Source organism: Levilactobacillus suantsaii (genome assembly GCF_014069315.1).
GTDB classification, from domain to species: Bacteria; Bacillota; Bacilli; order Lactobacillales; family Lactobacillaceae; genus Levilactobacillus; species Levilactobacillus suantsaii.
This window is the reverse complement of record NZ_CP059603.1, coordinates 2,462,988-2,482,062: the sequence shown is the minus strand read 5'-3', so window position 1 is coordinate 2,482,062 and position 19,075 is coordinate 2,462,988. Positions and strand designations below refer to the sequence as shown.

The 19,075-nt window shown below is 45.0% G+C and carries 21 protein-coding genes; 16 read left to right on the top strand and 5 right to left on the bottom strand.

Annotated features, from left to right (window positions below):
- Window positions 1-29 precede the first annotated feature (29 nt).
- Window positions 30-377, bottom strand: coding sequence for a hypothetical protein (locus tag H3M12_RS11760; RefSeq protein WP_225423587.1), 348 nt, complete (start codon window positions 375-377; stop codon window positions 30-32).
- A gap of 167 nt (window positions 378-544) precedes the next feature.
- Here H3M12_RS11760 and istA point away from each other — a divergent pair, with 167 nt between their 5' ends.
- Window positions 545-1,765: an IS21 family transposase gene (gene istA / locus H3M12_RS11755; RefSeq protein WP_042749622.1), complete on the top strand. Its 1,221-nt coding sequence runs from the start codon at window positions 545-547 to the stop codon at window positions 1,763-1,765.
- Between the two features lie 9 nt (window positions 1,766-1,774).
- Window positions 1,775-2,512, top strand: a complete 738-nt coding sequence (istB, locus tag H3M12_RS11750; protein WP_031263932.1) for an IS21-like element helper ATPase IstB — start codon at window positions 1,775-1,777, stop codon at window positions 2,510-2,512.
- Window positions 2,513-2,523: 11 nt separating this feature from the next.
- Here the strand turns inward: istB and H3M12_RS11745 are convergent, their stop codons facing one another.
- Complete coding sequence (locus H3M12_RS11745) at window positions 2,524-3,054, bottom strand: LysR family transcriptional regulator (protein ID WP_225423566.1); 531 nt, start codon at window positions 3,052-3,054, stop codon at window positions 2,524-2,526.
- A gap of 114 nt (window positions 3,055-3,168) precedes the next feature.
- On the opposite strand from H3M12_RS11745, the gene H3M12_RS11740 reads away from it, so the two are divergent.
- The 10 genes from H3M12_RS11740 to H3M12_RS11700 all read left to right on the top strand — a co-directional run bounded on the left by H3M12_RS11740 (window position 3,169) and on the right by H3M12_RS11700 (window position 11,125).
- Complete coding sequence (locus H3M12_RS11740) at window positions 3,169-3,804, top strand: NAD(P)H-binding protein (protein WP_129033195.1); 636 nt, start codon at window positions 3,169-3,171, stop codon at window positions 3,802-3,804.
- A 97-nt stretch (window positions 3,805-3,901) separates the two neighbouring features.
- A complete protein-coding gene (locus H3M12_RS11735) occupies window positions 3,902-4,384 on the top strand; it encodes a flavodoxin (RefSeq protein WP_129033194.1) in 483 nt (160 codons plus the stop codon).
- Complete coding sequence (locus H3M12_RS11730) at window positions 4,357-4,767, top strand: cyclophilin-like fold protein (protein ID WP_233449186.1); 411 nt, start codon at window positions 4,357-4,359, stop codon at window positions 4,765-4,767. Before H3M12_RS11735 ends, H3M12_RS11730 begins: the two co-directional genes overlap by 28 nt.
- 234 nt (window positions 4,768-5,001) lie before the next feature.
- Window positions 5,002-5,745 (top strand): SDR family oxidoreductase, encoded by a 744-nt coding sequence (locus tag H3M12_RS11725; protein ID WP_182150736.1) that lies wholly within the window; start codon window positions 5,002-5,004, stop codon window positions 5,743-5,745.
- Window positions 5,746-5,969: 224 nt separating this feature from the next.
- Entirely contained in the window at window positions 5,970-6,464 is a 495-nt protein-coding gene (locus H3M12_RS11720; RefSeq protein WP_129033191.1) for a YbhB/YbcL family Raf kinase inhibitor-like protein, read from the top strand.
- 178 nt (window positions 6,465-6,642) lie between these two features.
- On the top strand, window positions 6,643-6,765 hold the full coding sequence (locus tag H3M12_RS13150; RefSeq protein WP_407657804.1) for a hypothetical protein: 123 nt from the start codon (window positions 6,643-6,645) through the stop codon (window positions 6,763-6,765).
- Between the two features lie 430 nt (window positions 6,766-7,195).
- Complete coding sequence (locus H3M12_RS11715; RefSeq protein WP_233449185.1) at window positions 7,196-8,485, top strand: hypothetical protein; 1,290 nt, start codon at window positions 7,196-7,198, stop codon at window positions 8,483-8,485.
- A gap of 281 nt (window positions 8,486-8,766) precedes the next feature.
- Window positions 8,767-9,234 (top strand): Dps family protein, encoded by a 468-nt coding sequence (locus H3M12_RS11710; protein ID WP_129033189.1) that lies wholly within the window; start codon window positions 8,767-8,769, stop codon window positions 9,232-9,234.
- 210 nt (window positions 9,235-9,444) lie between these two features.
- On the top strand, window positions 9,445-10,356 hold the full coding sequence (locus H3M12_RS11705) for an ATP-binding cassette domain-containing protein (RefSeq protein ID WP_129033188.1): 912 nt from the start codon (window positions 9,445-9,447) through the stop codon (window positions 10,354-10,356).
- Window positions 10,349-11,125, top strand: a complete 777-nt coding sequence (locus tag H3M12_RS11700; protein WP_170955004.1) for an ABC transporter permease — start codon at window positions 10,349-10,351, stop codon at window positions 11,123-11,125. Before H3M12_RS11705 ends, H3M12_RS11700 begins: the two co-directional genes overlap by 8 nt.
- A gap of 212 nt (window positions 11,126-11,337) precedes the next feature.
- Here H3M12_RS11700 and H3M12_RS11695 read toward each other — a convergent pair whose 3' ends face one another.
- A complete protein-coding gene (locus H3M12_RS11695) occupies window positions 11,338-12,336 on the bottom strand; it encodes an IS30 family transposase (protein ID WP_182150575.1) in 999 nt (332 codons plus the stop codon).
- A gap of 136 nt (window positions 12,337-12,472) precedes the next feature.
- Between H3M12_RS11695 and H3M12_RS11690 the strand changes: the two genes are divergently transcribed.
- From H3M12_RS11690 to H3M12_RS11680, 3 genes are all read left to right on the top strand, one after another.
- Entirely contained in the window at window positions 12,473-13,024 is a 552-nt protein-coding gene (locus H3M12_RS11690) for a matrixin family metalloprotease (RefSeq protein ID WP_129033196.1), read from the top strand.
- A gap of 163 nt (window positions 13,025-13,187) precedes the next feature.
- Window positions 13,188-15,728 carry a M1 family metallopeptidase gene (locus H3M12_RS11685; RefSeq protein ID WP_182150734.1) on the top strand — a complete coding sequence of 847 codons (2,541 nt, stop codon included), beginning with the start codon at window positions 13,188-13,190 and terminating at the stop codon, window positions 15,726-15,728.
- A gap of 136 nt (window positions 15,729-15,864) precedes the next feature.
- Window positions 15,865-16,371 (top strand): type 1 glutamine amidotransferase domain-containing protein, encoded by a 507-nt coding sequence (locus tag H3M12_RS11680; protein ID WP_129033185.1) that lies wholly within the window; start codon window positions 15,865-15,867, stop codon window positions 16,369-16,371.
- A gap of 75 nt (window positions 16,372-16,446) precedes the next feature.
- Here the strand turns inward: H3M12_RS11680 and H3M12_RS11675 are convergent, their stop codons facing one another.
- The gene (locus H3M12_RS11675) at window positions 16,447-16,812 is read right to left on the bottom strand and encodes a MerR family transcriptional regulator (protein ID WP_129033184.1); all 366 of its coding nucleotides are present in this window, start codon (window positions 16,810-16,812) and stop codon (window positions 16,447-16,449) included.
- Between the two features lie 173 nt (window positions 16,813-16,985).
- On the opposite strand from H3M12_RS11675, the gene H3M12_RS11670 reads away from it, so the two are divergent.
- Window positions 16,986-17,513, top strand: a complete 528-nt coding sequence (locus tag H3M12_RS11670; protein ID WP_129033183.1) for a hypothetical protein — start codon at window positions 16,986-16,988, stop codon at window positions 17,511-17,513.
- A 7-nt stretch (window positions 17,514-17,520) separates the two neighbouring features.
- Here the strand turns inward: H3M12_RS11670 and H3M12_RS11665 are convergent, their stop codons facing one another.
- A complete protein-coding gene (locus tag H3M12_RS11665; RefSeq protein ID WP_129033182.1) occupies window positions 17,521-18,927 on the bottom strand; it encodes a C69 family dipeptidase in 1,407 nt (468 codons plus the stop codon).
- Window positions 18,928-19,075: the final 148 nt, after the last annotated feature.

Here is a 19,075-nt window from a genome sequence, read left to right as displayed (position 1 = left end):
ATTTTGGTGTGTGAGAAATACAGCCTTTACTAAGATAATAATCGTCGGATTTGTTTCGTGAAATTCTGTACCTTCCCGTCAGCATGCTTAGCAGCCAAAATCCCATATTCAACTTCAATATCGGTCTTAAGCGGAACAGTAACAAGGTTTGGGTGAATATTTTTCCATGGCGTTAAATTAACCAGCGCCACATTATCATCAACCGCTTGGTTAAATACATTAATATCATAACGACCATTTGTGTACTTAATTGAGATATCTGGATGACGCTCCAGTATCTCTTGTCGCAACTGGTCGTTTTTTTCGCTTATGCCGGGTGGCACCATCAGCAAAGTTTGATCTTCTAAATCATCAATGGAAAGTTCTTCTTTAGTCACTAGGGGATTATCACTGCGCACAGCGATTCCGAATTGATAAGTCCCAAGGGGAATGGCATTAACTGTGCATGGCGGTTATAAAATGTAGGAAAATGACGGCGTAAAAATGTCGGTTTTCCTACATTTTTTGATATTATGAATCACATTGACTTTAGGAGGTTTTCAATGTGAGACATGATGTCCGCGAAGGAGTGAAACAGTACGTGAATAATGATATCAAGCCTAATTTTACGGCTCTTGGAAGACAGTTTGGGGTAGATTATCGTACAGCTAAGAGAGCATATGAGGAGGCCCAAGGGAGTATGACCCTGCCCTTGATCAAACATAAACGGCCTAGCTTACTGGATGGCTATAGAAGCATTATCGAGGAAAAACTAGAGCTACATTGTTCTGCCAAGGCCATTTACAAATTCATTCAGAAACGGGGCTTTCAGGGAAAGTACACTATCGTTCGAGAATACTGTGCCAGTATTCGTAAGGAACGAACTCATAAAGCAACTATTCGTGTTGAACATACGCCGGGCCTATCGGCCCAAGTCGATTGGAAAGAAGAAATGACTTTATACGACAGGAATGGGCAGCCGCACCGTTTCAACATTTTTCTTTACGTCTTACCCTTTTCTAAATTGAAATATGTCACTTTGGTCTTTGAACGCAGTCAAGATACGTTGTTTCAATGCTTAAATGACGCGTTTGAGGCAACTGGTGGTGTTCCTTCCGAAATTTGGTTTGACAACATGAAGCAAGTTGTTGATCATACCAAATCAAGCTTTGGCAAAGCGATATTTAACGAGCGTTTTCGCCAATTTAGCCACGATGCTGGCTATAATCCAATTGCTTGTCGAGTATTTCGTCCACAGACTAAGGGTGTCGTCGAAGCATTAGCAAGAACAATGGAGCGACTTCGCCCGTACAATTATGAGTTTGAAGACGGTGTAGAACTCATTGGTCTGGTCAATGATCTCTGTGAAGATTTAAATTATGAGGTTTCGCAAGCCACCAACCAGGTTCCAATGGATAAGTGGCAGAACGAAGAAAAAGAGTACCTACATGAACAGCCAGCCAACCTGTTAAATCCATTCTTTGAGGAAGATATTACCCGTATCGTCTCTAAAGAATCGATGGTTAACTTTCGTAAATGTAAGTACTCCGTTGATCCACGCTACATTGGTCGCACAGTCGATATCGAGCTGACCGATAATGAGCAGCGTATCCAAATTTATTATAACGGAGAAATGATCCGTTCGCACAATATAACGACCAATCAATTTAATTACGATAAGCAAGACCGTGTCCGCATATTGGGGTCCGACCTCTTAAAGGGACAAAGTGAGCAGGATATACAGGCATACATCGCAGAGCATCTTAGCGAATATGACCAGGTTTAGGTGATGATAATGACTAGTAAATTTCAGGAGCTACTAACTAACTTAGAGTCCCTAGGACTCACCAAAATGGTTGCGTATCTACCAGAATATGTTGACCAAATTAATCAACAACAACTATCGTTTACTGAGGCAATGCTTACACTGACGAGCACTGAGCTTGAATGGAATCAAGAACAATCGATAGAACGAATCGTAAAGCGGGCACACTTTCCGCAGAAAAAGACACTAAAGGGATTTGATTTTAACTTTCAACCCAGCATTAACCAGCAGGAAGTAGTTGGGTTTCAAGATTTGGCGTTTTTAGAAAAGAACGAGAACTTGATTTTTATTGGTAGTCCAGGGGTCGGTAAGACCCATTTAGCCATTAGTATTGGAATTGAAGCCTGTCGCCAAGGAAAAAGAACGCTCTTCATCAACTGTCATGAGCTTCTCCTTAGGTTGCGAACAGCTAACGAGAAGGGCACCTTAGAGCGCTGCATTAACCGTTATGCTCGTTATGACCTTTTGGTCATTGATGAGATTGGTTACCTACCCATTGATCACGATGAAGCTAACCTATTCTTCCAGCTTATCAACGCACGATATGAGCGTCATTCGACCATTATTACTAGTAATAGTGATTTATCTGGCTGGGTAGAAATCTTTCAAAATCCGACCGTAACGGCGGCGATTCTTGACCGCCTAGTTCATCATGTCCATGTCGTCAAGATTACCGGAAAGTCTTATCGACTAAAAGGCGTCGGTTGACCGCCCAAAACCTACATTTTTAAACCGCCATAAACCTGCATTTTATCACCGCCCTTGACATTAACCAAACTACGGGTTGTCGCTTGATCAAATGTACCAATCATAATGTCACATTCACGACCGAGCATTGCGTATTCGCGATTATTGGCAGTTAAATCACCGGGAATTTGGGTGATTTGTAGCTGGTAGTTTGGAAGCTGATCTTTGATTTCATTCCAGGTTGGCATGAAGGGCATGCTGGGATGCAGGAGTGAGGTGCCAAGACTGATTGTCTGGACAGCGCCATCGGCTTTATGGCATTCAACATAAACTTTGTTGGTAAGATCAATGACCGTTTCGGCATACTTTTGGAAAACCTCACCACTAGTAGTAAGGGTGGCTCCCGTGCTGGAACGATCGAATAGTTTGGTATCAACTTCTTTTTCTAGTCGATTAATTTGTTTCATGACGGCAGTGCTTGAAATGAAATTTTGCGCCGCAGTTTTCGTAAAGCTTCCCGACTTAATTACTGAGATAAACGTTCTTAGGTTATTGGTATCCATTATGCCACCCTCCGCATCAACCATAAGTTAACACCACCCTAACAATGAGATTCTTCACTGTCAAGTACTCATCAGTCATAATAGAGCCATCGAATGAAACAAGGAGGCATTGCAATGAAACGGGTCTTAATTTTAGGAGCGACAAGTAATATTTCGCGTTACTTAATTCCTAAGTTAATCCATCAAGATGTCTTTTTAACGTTGTTTGCCCGCCATGGTCAGCAACGACTAACCAATCTGATTGCTAAGCCACGTGTTCATGTGATGAGTGGTAATTGGAATAATCCGGTTGATCTTAAACAGGCGGTTAGTCACCAAGACATTGTTTATTTAGCAACTGGTCAGTTTGTACAAGCAAACCGTAATGTTGTAGCGGCAATGAAGTCCCAACGGGTCAAGCGATTGATTGTTGCCAGTGAATTAGGAATCGAAGATGAGGTTCCTGGGAAATTTGGCCAATGGAACCAGCAGATGATGGGGAACAATCAAAACCTTATTGATGCAGCAGAAGTGATTAAACGTAGTAATCTCAATTACACATTAATACGAATGGCCTGGCTTTATGATGATCCAAATAATGAACAGCATGAGCTGATTCCAGCCGGGCAACCGTTCCGTGACACACAGTTAACGAGGCAAGCGGCAGCCGCTTTTATAGCTGATGTGGTTGCAAGGCCTGAGTTAGCAGCCTACCAAAGTGTTGGGCTTGCAGAACCGAACACCCAATGGGATAAACCCTCATTTTATTAATAATCGGAAGAAGGTTAAGGGACAACTTTTTATAACTTTAGTAATCAGCTATGTCGTTTTAGGTTTAATGATTATCGAATAAGGGAGATGGAATTTAATGGCAAGTAATATTTTAATCGCATACTTTAGTCACTGGGGTCACAGTAAGGCTTTTGCCGAAGAAATTCAAAGGTTAACTGGTGGCGACCTATTTGAAATCCAAACCGCTACGGTTTACCCGGAACCGCACGATCCGTGTTCAATTCAAGCCCACAAGGAACAACTTGCAGATTTCCGACCAGCACTAACGAGTCACGTTGAAAATATGGATCAGTATGACACTGTCTTTATCGGCCACCCAATCTGGTGGTATCGTGAGCCAATGGTAATTCGTTCTTTCTGGGAAGCCTATGATTTTACTGGGAAGAAGGTTATCCCATTTTGTACTTCTGGTGATGTTGGAATTGAAAACACTGAACAAGATACGAGGAAGTGGTTGCCAACAGCTGATGTTAAGCCAGGCCTACGTTTAGAAACGCACGCAGTTGATAGTAGTGTTGCAGAAACTAAAGAATGGTTGAAGCAAAGCAAGGTGCTTTAATGAAAGGAAGAAAGAAAATGAGTAAGAAAACCTTAGTTGAAATTAGTGTAAACAATGATGTTAAATTAACCGCCCAATTTGAAGATAACGCAACAACCCGCGACTTAATTTCTCGGATGCCATTTACCGTCGATATGGATAATCTATATTCCCGTGAGATGTGTCACCGTTACGGCCATGGTGGCTTGCCAACTGATAATGCAAAGGATAAAGGCTATCAGGTCGGGGATATTTCTTACTGGCCACCGATGGGGAGTCTGGTATTTTTGTACAAGCAGAATGGCGAAGTCTTTGAACAACAACCGATTGGCCATATTGATAACGATGTTAGCTTCTTTAGTAAATTCAACTCAGCACAAGTAACGTTTCGGGTTAGGGCTTAGCGCGAATCATGGTTGAACAAAATAAGGATAATCTATTTGGTATTGGCGAAAAGAACACCGCGTTTGATAAATATTTTACGGGACTAACTTATTGCCATTTCCTGATAAAAAAGGGCGACAATATTAATTGATGGTTGATATGTTACGAATGTGTTAGTGCTTCTATTAATTGTGGATTAGCAAGGATCGTTAAAGGTGTTGAAAAATATTAAAAATTAATAGGAGGAATTAATTATGTCAGTTAAAGGGAAAGTTGTTGTCATTACCGGTGCATCTTCTGGAATTGGTGAAGTAACTGCCAAATTGTTAGCAAAGAACGGTGCCATGGTGATGCTTGGTGCCCGCCGCGAAGACCGGCTTTACAAGATTGCTAACGAAATTAACGTTAATGGTGGACGGGCAGACTTCCGAGCTGTTGACGTGACTAAACCAGAAGAAGTTGAAGCTCTAATAAAGGCGGCTCAAGATAGCTTTGGCAAGGTTGATGTCATCTTTAACAACGCTGGCATCATGCCAAACTCACCAATGAGTGCTGTTCGGACTGCTGAATGGAACAAGATGATCGATGTTAATATTAAGGGAGTTCTTAATGGAATTGCTGCGGTAATGCCAATCTTTACTGCTCAAAAGCATGGTCACATTATTACGACTTCGTCGGTAGCGGGCTTGAAGAATTATGTTGGTTCCGGGGTCTACGGTGCGACTAAGTTTGCCGTTAAGAATGCTATGGAAGTTACTCGGATGGAAAGTGCTAACGAAGGGACTAATATTCGGACAACGACCATTTACCCAGCCGCAATCAATACTGAATTACTTAACCACGTTGGTGATGAAAAGACCGCTGCTAATATGAAGAACTTCTACAAGCAACACGGAATTTCGCCGGATGCAATTGCCCGGGTGGTAAAATTCGCGATTGATCAACCAGGAGATGTTGACATTTCTGAATTTACGATTTACCCAACAAACCAAGCATAAAATTTCTCCATGAAGCTGAGTGAAAAGCTCAACCTTATTTTCCTACAATCGGATGAATGATTCGTCAAGAATAATGCGTGACTTAGTTGCTAAGCGGGCTGCATCCTATTAAGAAAAAAAGTTTACCGAAAAACAAGCTCAACATAGTAAACTGTACAATAATCAGAAATTTGATTGAGCAATTAATTAATTTTTGTGGTCTAAATAGAAAGGAAAATCATTAAATGAAAATAAACGTTCCAGTAACCCAAGCTGGGTACCTACCAGATAAGTATTCCAAATATTCGGCAATTAAAAAGGCCGGGCAACCAGTAATTTCGTTTCCAATTGAAGTTACTGATGTTCCTCAGGAGACAAATTATTTAGCATTGTCGTTGATTGATTATGATGCAGTACCACGAACGGGCTTTCCATTTATTCATTGGTTAGCCGCTAATCTTCCCGTTAAAAATATTGATGAAGATTTTAGTAGGGGGTTCAAAGGACCCCAGGGGATGAATACGTGGGCTTCACGGTTCTACGATGAAGATGATGACTACGTAACCAGTCATTATGCAGGTCCAATGCCGCCAGATAAGCCCCATCGATATACCTTAACTGTTTATGCGTTAAAGCATGCAATGGCTGTTAAGGATAAATTCTATTACAATCAATTTCGCGATGAACTAAAGAATAATCTATTAGACAAAACAGATTTCGTTGTTAATGCCCATGATTAAAGCGAGATTTTATGAAACTAGAACGAGCTACATCGGCGGACTTAGAGAGTTATATCAATTACCATTATTAGCTTTTGAAAGTGAAGCGGAAATGATTGGCAGTTAGGAAATCTCAGCGCTTCGAGAAACAGCAAAAGAGAGTAAGAAGGATTTCCCACATTATTGGATTGTTTTAAAGTTGGTTGCTGATAATCAAATTGCTGGAGCGATTCATTACCGTGAACGAGGAGATAAGCTTGAAATTGGGCAGGTCATGGTCCATTCTGACTATTGTTGTCGCGGGTTTGCCAAAAGTCGTTGACGAATAGTATCCAGCCCAAGTGCGCAAATGATACACTTGCACAAAGAGCTGGAAAACAGTGCCATATATGGGTATGAACCGGTTGAAAGAAGTAACAGAAGAAAGTGACTTCTCTTTTGTTTCTATGGAAAAGAGTCATTAGAATTTAAGGTCAGCAGGTAAGAATCTGTTGATTTTTTTGCTTTAACTCATTTTGCGCGAAAGCTAAGTGCGGGATAGGCAAGCAAATATGTATCTTTTTATTGGGTGACAGTTGGCAATGTTATTTTTTACGGTAATTGTCCTGTTGGATTTGAGAGGACAAGAAAATAGTAAATAGTAAAGGGAGAAAATTTGAAAAGTGATAGTTAAAAATAGTGAAAGAATATTGCTAGTTCTATTGGTAATTATTAGTATCCTAAATTTGGCGTTAGCTAATCAAGTAGCGTTGGTGTTAGCTATTGCTTCCTTGTTAGTTCTAATTGGCGGATTTCATCATTTAGGGACCGCATTTAAATGGGCAACGGGGATCTTCTTTATTCTGGGACTATTAATTGCTGGATATGAGCATTTTTCATTATCGATGGTGATTAATGCAGTTAATTCAATGGACAATCTAATCGTATTATTAATCGTAATGCAACTTTTTACGGTTCCAATTGCCGTGGGGCGATACCAAAATTCAATCGTGACACTGGTTAATGGTAAGTTACCAACTAATCGGGGCTTATTTGCCTTCACAATGTTAATTACATTCTTGCTATCTAGTATTCTTTCAATGGGAACTGTCCCCATCATCTACTCCATCTTGGGGCCAACAATAAAACAACGACTTGGTGAAAAGTATAATCACTTCTCATCGGTTGCCATTAGTCGTTCTTTTACCTTAGGAACATTATGGGCGCCGGGCGCCGCGACAATTTTTTTAATTAGTACAATTACTCATGTGCCTTTGCAAAAACTATTTGTTCCCAGTTTTATTTTAGGGTTATTAGGACTGCTGTTAGCCTTGCTGATCGAATTACATGCTTTGCCAGCAAAGAAGAATGGCAAGCAGATTAAAAGTCGAGGTAATACTACGCGAGCAATGTTACAGGTATTCCAAATTATTTTGGCTGTGGTTGTTTTATTGGTAATCGCTTTTACATTGATTCACCTTGAAATTGGTGAAGCGATGATAGATGTTACCTTGGCTGGCTTAGTGGTTATCTTATTTTGGCTGTTGGCTTTACAAGTGGGAGACCATGACCATCAACGAACTGTTAAGGCTGGAAAGGAGTATCTTCAGAGCGGATTAATGCGTGGTGGAAGTTTGGCGCCATTCTTTGTTGCTATCGGTTTGTTTTCAAATGTCTTTGAACATTCCCAAGTATCCAAAATAATCGGTCGATTTTTAACACCATATATTGCGCACTTATCATGGGGAGCATTAATTTTAGTTCCCTTACTGGTTGTTATTTTATCTTTAATCGGTATACATCCCTTGGCTTCTGTAACCTTGTTGGGACAGGTCATGATGGGAATTAATTTACCATTTAATGCTTTAGCTATTGCTCTTGGATTAAATATTGGTAGTGTTTTAGCATACATGATGTCACCCTTTGCGGGAATCGTAGTTGTAATTGCCAATATTCTGGGAACTAGTCCAGCAACGGTATCATTGAAGTGGAATGGAAAATATTGTGTGAATTTATTTATTTTAAGTATAATTTTTATTATCGGATATACATTATTAGTTTAGGAACAAAGCGCTTAGAATCAATTGCTCGGGTTGATTTTAGGAGCTTATTTCCCAAGGATAGAAAACTGGGATCCGGTGGACTAATAAATAAGTCCAAAACGTTCTAGTTAAAGTGGGCGTCCCCAACTGTGGGCCTGGTTACTACAAAAGTCACGCCACATCGGGGACGTTGGGAAACGTTGAGTTGGAATCGATTTCAGAGATTGATTCTTCACGAGGGTCAATGCTTTCGACGCATGATAGTTTAAGATATAATGGTGCTTGAAAGGAGATTGATCTACATGAAGTATGCCGAAACGAAAAAGGTATTGAACCAATTAGTTGCTGATCTCAGTCAGATGTCGATGATTATCCATCAAACCCACTGGTACATGCGGGGGACGAACTTTTTGAAGTTACACCCGTTAATGGATAAATTCATGGCAGAAATCGACGACCAATTGGATGTCATTTCGGAACGCCTGATTGCTTTAGATGGAGAACCTTATTCAACGTTACAAGAGATGGCCGACCATACTCAAATCAAAGATTGGCCTGGCGATTGGGATAAGACGACGCCAGAACGCCTGGAACACCTGGTAACGGGTTACCGTTACTTAGAAAACCTCTACCAACACGGAATTGAAGTTACGGATGATGAGAAGGACTTCAGTACGCAGGATATCTTAATTGGACTCAAGACCGCCATTGAGAAGAAGATTTGGATGGTCCAAGCCGAATTGGGTAAGGCTCCAGAGATTGATCAATAAAATAACTCAGCTTTAAAATGACTAACCAACTAGCGCTTCGTTACGGTGAAAATACCGTTAACGGAGCGCTTTTCTGTGGGGTGAAAGGAGACGGAGTATAAGGATGGTAATAAAATCAAAAATGTACTTTTAATAAATAATTTATAGTGCGTCTATTTCACCTGGGTGACGATAATTTGCTATACTGAGGCTAATCAAGGAGGGATAGTTTTGGAAAATTCAGTGTTATCGGTCCGTCACCTGACCAAGGCGTATGGGCACCGCCAGGTTCTCCATAACGTGAATTTCGATTGCCAACGGGGTCACGTGGTGGGGTTGGTTGGGGCCAACGGGGCCGGCAAAACAACAATTATGAAAGCGGTTTTAAACCTGGTGAAGTTTCAAGGGGTCGTCACTATTAATGGACAACGTGTCGGTTTTAATCATCACCGGGAACTGACTCACGTGGGCTCACTAGTGGAAGCCCCCGGATTGTACCCGTACTTGACGGGGCGGGCGAATTTGGAATTGTTTGCGGATGCGACGGCTACACAGGCACAGCGGATTCAAGAGGTCAGTCGGGCATTAGAGATTGAGACCGTGTTGGACTGTGATGTGAAGACCTATTCGGTGGGGCTCAAACAAAAGTTGGGGATTGCGCTGGCGTTAGTCAATCAACCCAGCTTGGTGATTTTAGATGAACCCATGAAGGGGTTGGATCCCCAAGCAACTAAGGCGCTTCGTGAGTTAATTGTTAAACGTCAAGCGGCGGGAACCACCTTTCTGATTTCCAGTCATATTTTGGACGAATTGCAGCGTATCGCAGAAGACTTGGTAGTGATTAACCAGGGGCGGGTGATTTGCAACACCAGTATGCGGGAGGTCTTAGCGCAAAACCAACATTTCTTAGTGATTAAGACTTTGCAGGAAGACCAAGCCGTTAGCATCTTGCGCATTGCGGGGTACCGGGTGGTCGCACGTCACCCGCTGCGGGTGAAGTTACGGGGAAAAGACGTTGTGGCCCAGATTCTACGGACGCTCACGGATCACAACATTATGATTGATGATGTGCGACATGAAGACGGCGACCTCGAGCAGTTCTTCTTACATATGCTGGACCAGCAGGAGGCGCAACATGCTTAGACTTTATCGACAAGAAATGTTCAAACTGCTACGGCATCGGGGGACCTATTTTTGCTTGGTGTTGGTCATTCTCCAAAACATTGGTTGTGCTTGGTTGAGTGATCTTTACCGGCAAACGACCCGCACGAGTGATCTGTGGGTGGCTAACTTTGCTAGTCCGTGGCTAATTACAGTCATCATGATTGCGGCCACGGCGACGACTATTGCCAGTGAAGTCGAGTTCAATACGTTGAAGGATTTGGTCACCCAAGCTTATTCCAGAGAACAGGTGCTTATCAGCAAGTGGCTGACCATGTTGACTTACTCAGTGGTCCTTTACGCGGTGATGCTTGGGACCACGTTCATTAACAAGTTCATGTGGCCAAGTAATCAGTTTGCGGTGACCGCTAGCTTTCCGGGGACACCGAGTCTCATTTGGCAAGTGTGGCTGGCCAGCACAGCCGCTAACTTCATGACCATGTGGTTATTGCTGAGCGTGGTCTTCTTGTTAGCCGTCAAGTTTAAACGAGGAGTGACGGCCGCTAGCGTTGGTGTCGTGGGTTACGTGATCTTGCTGGGCCTCAGTCGGATGACCACGCAGGCCGTTGATAAATGGGAGTTTTTGAAGTGGAACCCCCTAAACCTTTTAAACTATCCGGTACAGTTGATTACCATTTGGTTGCCAAAAGTGACGCATTTGACCAATAATCAGATGTTTATTGGCAATTTAGGGTATATTTTGGTGTTTTTAGGTCTGGGGCTTTACTTTTTTGGCAAACGGGAAGTTTAGCAAACGCCTTCGCAAAAAAACTAACAAATTGTAAGCGATTCAGGTTTTGTAATCTTTGAAATATTTGTAAAAAAGCCCAAAAATTGCACAGTTTTACATGATTGGCTAAATAATTGTAAGTAAATTCGTTGCATACTAGCACTCTTAACCAAAAATCGAGTTTCAATTGGCGACCAAGGAAAGTGAGTGCTTAGTATTTATACGACGAATTGTCAAATCAAGTGTAACTTTTTACCGAAGAAAACTTCAGATGGTGTCTTCCAGCCTAAGACCTTACGGGGGCGATTATTTAAATTCCTGACAAACTTCGCGATATCTTGATCGGTCAGTTCATCAAGGTCAGTTCCTTTGGGAAAATACTCTCGGATGAGACCATTGGTATTTTCGTTGGTCCCACGTTGTTGTGGTGCGTGCGGGTCTGGAAAATAGACTGAGATACCAAGCTCTTTACCGACTTCACGATAACCCGCAAACTCTGTACCTCGGTCTGGTGTAAGCGTACGAACGCGTTTAGGTGTGACTGTATGCAGGAGGTCGATCATCGCTTGGGTCACATTCTTGGCATTCACTTTGGGTACACGCTCAGACAGAAGGTATCGTGACTTACGGTCGACCAGTGACACTAAACCCGAACGCCCGACCTTGCCGCGAACGGTATCGCCTTCCCAATGGCCAAAACGAGTCCGATTCTCACATGAGACTGGTCGTTCATGGACTGATGGGACATTATTAAAACGGCCACGTCGTTCGTTGACAGTTCCTTTAACCTTACGAGTTTTCCCACGATGTCGTAACTTTCGAGCGAATCCTCGAGCCCCATGACTTTTACGTTTAACGCCTAAATTATTTCGTTCAATTCCGCGATAAATCGTGTTGTAGCTGATATGCCAATTACTGGTCTCTAAAGATAAACGACCGGCGATTTGCTCGGGTGACCATTGTCGTTGAAGAATGCAGTGAAGGACAAAGTCGCGTAGCTTTAAATTCTCCAGTACCCTGAGGCGGCGACTCTTTAATCGGCGCTGTTGATAGTTCTGCTGGGCTTTTACGGCGGAATAGGCGCCCCGACCGCCGTTGCGTTTAATTTCTCGTGACACAGTGGCTTTGGAACAACCGATTTGATTGGCAATAACCTGGTAAGTATGGTGTAAAGTTACACCTAACAGTATGCATTCGCGGTCTTTTAAGGTAAGATGTGTATATGGACTCATAGCCTAAGAACTCCTTTAGATGATTGTTATGGTGACTTCATTCTACAGGACTCAGGCTAGGAGTCTATTTTTATTTTCTTACTTGTTGCACTTCAATTGTAAATTCGTCACCCAAAAAATCAAACACGTTGTCCGCATGATCATCATCACTGCCAGTCTGGTGATTAGTTTAGGGGCTTCTTTAACAACGACGGCGCAAGCCAAGACCTACAAGACCCCTTCGTGGGGCCATTGGGATTCCCGGACGGTGACGTACAGCATGTCCGGCTCATCCAAGAGTTATAAAAAGAGTTGGAAGACCGCAATCAAGCGCTGGAATAAGACCAAGATTGTGCACCTTAAAGCAGCTAAAGCGGGTCACAAGGCCGACATTGCACTCCAGTCTTCTGCCAAACTGGATACTGATGGGGAAAAGCTCTATACGGGATTCACCAACTATTCCTTTTATCGCCACACGTCAGCTCTGAGTGAAATTGTGTCCGCTAAGTCGACCTTGAATCGGGACCTCTTAACGGATTACCATTACACGAAGAAACAACGGGCGAACGTTGCGACCCATGAACTGGGGCACGCGTTAGGCCTGAGTCATTCAAAGGACAAAAAGAGTGTAATGTACGCCAAGAACCGGTACAAGACCATTGATCATCAAGATAAAAAGGCTCTGACCAAGGCGTATGCCAACGTTTAAAAGTTTCTAAGTCAATATACTGACAGGTCCAGGAAGTTTTCCTGGGCCTTTTCCTTTTAGCGGGTTAGACGTTGGGGAAAGTCCTACCACATTATCAGCGTTTAGCCGAGGAATGGCGTATAATGAAATTATTCTAATAAGTTTTTAACTTGGAGGGGAATTTATGACTGAAACGAAACACTTTTATCAGACGTTCCAACCCACGCATTATCAGATTGCACTCGATATTAATCGGGGCACAAAACTGATTAGTGGGACATCCACGATTACGGGGGAAGCCCTGGAATCGATCATTTCTGTTCACGAAAAATACATGACGATTAACGCTGTGACGGTGGCGGGGACCGCGGTGCCTTTTACCATTGATGAACAAGCTGAGGGCTTGCATATCGATTTGGGTCAGACCGGGAAGACAACGGTCACCATCGACTTTACCGCCCCCCTGACCGATTCGATGATGGGAATTTATCCGTCTTATTACGAAGTTAACGGCGAAAAGAAGCAAATCATTGGGACCCAATTTGAGACCACGGCGGCCCGGCAGGCCTTCCCGTGTGTCGATGAACCCGAAGCTAAAGCGACTTTCGATTTAGCCATCAAGTTTGACGAACAACCGGGAGAGACGATTTTAAGCAACATGCCCGAGACCAAGACGGAAGCGGGTGTGCACTACTTTGCTACGACCAAGAAGATGTCTTCCTATCTAATCGCCTTTGCCTTTGGGGATTTGCAAAAGAAGGTCACCGAGACGAAGAGCGGTGTCAAGGTCGGCGTTTTCGCCACCAAGGCTCACCAGGCCAATGAACTTGATTTCGCCTTGGATATTGCGAAGCGGTCCATCGAATTTTACGAGGACTTCTACCAAACGCCGTACCCGCTCCCTCATTCCTGGCAATTAGCCTTACCAGATTTTTCGGCTGGAGCGATGGAGAACTGGGGCTTGGTCACGTATCGGGAAGCTTACTTGCTGCTTGATCCGGATAACACGGCTCTCGATATGAAGCAACGGGTCGCCACGGTGATTGCCCACGAATTGGCGCATCAATGGTTCGGTGATTTGGTCACCATGAAATGGTGGGATGACCTCTGGTTGAACGAAAGCTTCGCTAACATGATGGAATACGTGGCCATCGATGCTCTGGAACCGGATTGGCACATCTGGGAGACTTTCCAGACATCTGATGCCCCAATGGCGCTCCAACGGGATGCCACTGACGGCGTCCAATCCGTCCACGTGGAAGTAGAAGATCCTGCCGAAATCGATGCCATTTTTGATAGTGCCATCGTGTACGCTAAGGGCGCACGGATGTTAGTCATGGCCCGAGCTTTAGTGGGCGACCAAGCATTGCGTCAGGGCTTAAAGGCCTACTTTGAAGCCCACCAGTATGGTAACGCTAAGGGTGCTGATTTGTGGGCCGCTTTGAGTGACGCTTCCGGCATGGATGTTGGTAGCATCATGAACACGTGGCTCGAACAACCTGGGTATCCCGTGGTCACGGCGGCCGTCAAAGACGGTCAACTGACCTTGAGTCAGGCCCAGTTCTTTATCGGTGATGGCCAAGACGCTCAGCGACAATGGAAGATTCCGTTGAACAGTAACTATGAGACGGCACCAGCTATCTTTGAGACGCCGACCGTGACGTTAGGAACGTACCAAGACTTACGGCAAAAAGCGGGCGAACCGTTCCAGGTCAACGTGGGTAACAACTCCCACTTCATTGTGAAGTATGATGACACGTTACTGACTGATATTTTAGACCACTTAGATGATTTAGACGCCATTGCGCAGTTACAAGTTCTCCAAGACCTGCGCTTGTTAGCGGATGGACGGCAGATTTCTTACGCGAAGATTGTGCCGTTACTCAGTCGATTTGCAGCAAGTGACGCAACGGTGGTCAATGCAGCGCTATACCGGATTGCTAATAATCTTAAGAAGTTCGTCACACCGGATTCCACGGAAGAGAAGGCCTTACGCGCCCTCTTCGACCAACTTAGTGCGCAACAAGTGGCGCGTTTAGGTTGGACGCCTAAGGCAACGGATACCAACGATGACCAGTTGACCCGGCCAATCGTTTTAAATGCCGCCTTGTACGCACAAAACGCCCAGGCGGTGGCGGACGCTCATGAACTGTTCACGGCAAACGCGGCACACTTAGGAACGCTACCGGCGGCCATTCGGGTCTTTGTGCTACGGAACGAAGTGCAGCATTTCGGCAACGCGACCTTATTCGACAATTTATTGAACGAGTACCGGACCTCGACGGATCCCAGTTATAAGGCAGATTTGTCGGTAGCGGTGACCGCAACGACGGACCCAACTTTGATTCACAAGTTGATTGGGGTCTTCGAAGATGCAGACACCGTCAAGCCACAAGACTTACGGTCCTGGTACCGGGGCGCCTTGGCCAACGATGCGGCCCAACAAGCGGCTTGGGACTGGTTACGAAACGACTGGCAGTGGCTAGAAGACACGGTCGGCGGCGACATGGAATTCACCACCTACATTACCGTGACGGCCGGCATTTTCCACACACCGGTTCGGTTTGCGGAGTTCAAAGCCTTCTTCAACCCGAAAATCAATACGCCGGGGATGACCCGTGAAATCAAGATGGATATCAAAATCATCGAGAGTCGCGTAAAATTAATTGAGGACGAGAAAGCAGCCGTGAATGCTTCGGTGGCGCAACAAACGCAATCTAAATAAAGATTTATGAATGTGTCGGTGACCGAGTGGTTGCCGGCACGTTTTTTGAAAACGGGAATGGGAAATGATTTGCCTTAGACCCACTCTAAGTTGGCACACTAAAGCGCGTATCAATTGACATAAGGGAGCGATTAAGATGAGTCAAGTATTAGCGATTATGACCAATGATGTTGAAGATATCGAGTATACCTCTCCCGCAGAAGCCTTAGAGGCGGCGGGCCATCACGTGACGTTGGTGGAAGATGAAGCCAATAAAACGTTGACTGGTAAGCACGGTACTACTTTTACGACGGAAAAGGGCATTGACGACATTTCAGTGGCTGACTACGACGCCTTATTGATTCCTGGTGGCTTCTCACCGGACCAATTACGGGCGGACGACCGTTATGTGGCTTTAGTCAAGGATTTCTTCCTGGCGGATAAGCCGGTCTTTTCGATTTGCCACGGCCCACAACTCTTCATCCAAACGGGTCTGGTCAAGGGGCGGACGTTAACGGCTTACACGACGGTGCGTCCTGACCTGTACTACGCGGGTGGTATCGTCAAAGATGAACCAGTCGTGATTGATCGGCACTTGATCACCAGCCGGACACCGGATGATTTACCCCAATTCAACGCCGCTATCACCAAAGAATTGGCATAGTTCTAGCGTTGAGGAAAAGGACCGAACTTGAGGAAAGTTTCCTCAGGTCCGGTCCTTTTTGGTGCACTCATCAAGCTAAACACATTTTTTCAGATGGCAGGCCAGCGATTGTCCCGCCAAGGCCGCCTGGCGTTTTTGAGCTAAACGTTGCTGCGTGTGTTGTAGCGCCGCAATTTCCTGGGTCAGCCGGGTGTCGGCTAAGGCTAAGAGTTGCAGGTAGTCCTTGGAGGAGACTTGGCCAGTGAGAATGGTCGCAATCTCCTTGATGGTTAGACCGGCTTGCCGGTAGCAGTGAATCCAATGCAAACGGTCGAGGTCGGTGGCGGAAAAGTCGCGTACGCCACTGGCCGTTCGTGGAATGGTGATGAGGCCGCGTTTTTCGTAGAATCGAATCGTGTAGGCACTGATTCCGGAAGCGGCAACGGCGTCTTTAATTTGCATGGGGCAAGCTCCTTTCACGATGTTAATCTTATCTAGTTTACGACTTCAGAGGTTGGTCCGTCAACGGGCGCAAGTTCTCCCGGGAGATAATGGAATTTGTAAGGCGTTTGACTAGGGGAACGTATGGTCGCTGTGGTAGGCTGAACCTAAGCTAAAAACAGGAGGAGAACGGGATGCGACGACAACTAGCACATTTGGGGAGCCAAGACCGCCACTTTTTTCAGGGAACCTTTGTCCGGACCGGCTACAAGAGTTACCGGGACCATTATCAGCCAACGCTACTGTTACGAGATATTTATGATGACCAGCACCGCTTGATTACGGATCACCTCTGGTTTAACTACACGTTAGGCTTTTTACAGTTAGGAGAACTGTTAGTGGGGGACCAACTTCAGTTTGCAGCCCGGGTCGCTCGATATGAGAAAGGGGCTTATTTGACTCGGCAGACAGACTATAAATTGGCGTGGCCAACGCAAGTCTGCGTAATCCGGCAAGTTAAAGGAACGCGGCAACCTGTGCCGGTGACCGACCGGCACGCATTGATTGGTTATATCATGATGCAAAATGCAGCTTTTTATCGGTTCCACGACCGACTGATTGATGATTATTACGTGGCGTCGTTTCGGCAATGGTTAGCGGCGCCGCATACGACACCAGCGCCAAAAACAGCCCCACGTCGAAATGACGGGGACTGTTCATAATCAGTGCTTAGTCGTTTAAGTTATAACGTAACTTCATGTGTTCAGAGCCCATGATGACCATGTCACCGAGTAACTTGGTTTGCCGCTTGAGCGACTCCGCGGCCAATTGGTCGTTAGCCTGAGCCAAGAAAGCCGTTGGGTCAGCTTGATCAGCAATGGCAGCATCGGTATCGTTTTGAATCTTACGGTAAGCGCCCATGGCTTCTAGAGCAAAAGTATTGCGGAAGTCGACATAGAGATCGTAATCGGTATCCCCTAAGAGGGCCGTGGTGCAACTGAGCCAGTACATATCGTTAAGGTTGAAGTTACCGTCGGCATTCTTGTAACTGGCCGGGGTATCGTTAACGTTAGCGTAGAAGGGCACTACTGTGTTGAAGGTGTTGGCACCGAAGGCTAACCAGTGGATACCGGCAACGGTTGCAGGCACGTTGTTTCGGATTTGTAAGATATGCACGTCGTGGTTCCGGTTGATACCAATTGGTCGGAATAAAGTCTTGTCGGTTTCGGAACCAGAGCCGTACGGGTCATACTTGGTGTTTTCAAAATGGGAACTCAAAACGAACTTCACGTCTTCGATACTAATCTTGCGGTTAGCATGGCAGATGAAGGGTAAGTCCTGTTCCATCGGGTCCTGGGTAACGTCTGGGGTGAAGTATTTTTGACCGAACCATGCCCGCGGGTTGTTGTAAACTGTGTCCTTAATCGTGGCACTGCCAAAGATGTGGCGTAGGTTGACTTGATCAAAATCAGGATTCAAATTGTATTGGTCAATCATCGCCTGCAAGTCCGCGGAAGCCAACGTGTCGTCGGCATCGAAATCGAACGTATCGATGTTCATCCGGTTAGGGGCGACCACGTAAGCATCATCGGGGATGCGCTTAGCCGCCCAATGGTGACCACCGATGGTCTCTAACCACCAAACGTCGTCGTGGTCGGAAAAGGCAATTCCGTTAGGTTCGTAAGTCCCGTATTTTTCTAACAGGGCGCCGAGACGTTCGACCCCTTCTTTGGCACTGTGGATGTAAGGCAGAACCAAGGTTACCAGGTCTTCTTCGCCAATCCCACCATCAACGTAAGGGTCGATCCCCATCACACGGGAATTAGTAGTGATGGTTTCCGTGGCGGACATTGCCACGTTGTCGCTATTGATGCCGGCTGCCGGCCAGATACCGTTGGTCAGAATAGAATTAGGAATGGAAGTATACCGTAACGGGTTGTCCGGCAACTCAACTTGAACTTTGCTGATGACAGATTGATAGTGGCGCGGTTGGTCGGCGGGGTTAACCACGACAAACCGTTCGGGGTCGAGCGCTTCATGACCGTCATCGTTACGTGAGATGATAGTTGAACCGTCGATGGAGGCCTTTTTTCCCACTAAGATCGTGGTGCAGGAACCTTTAATACGCTTAGTCATAACATGCGACACTCCTTTGTTAAGTTAACCTGTATTATAGCATTAGTCGGAGCTGAACACGAATCACCCTGTAGACTGCGGGACTATGATTTCTTGCATTCAGTTCGGATAGTTCGTAGACTGAAAGGGTAGTTTGTTTACAACTGTA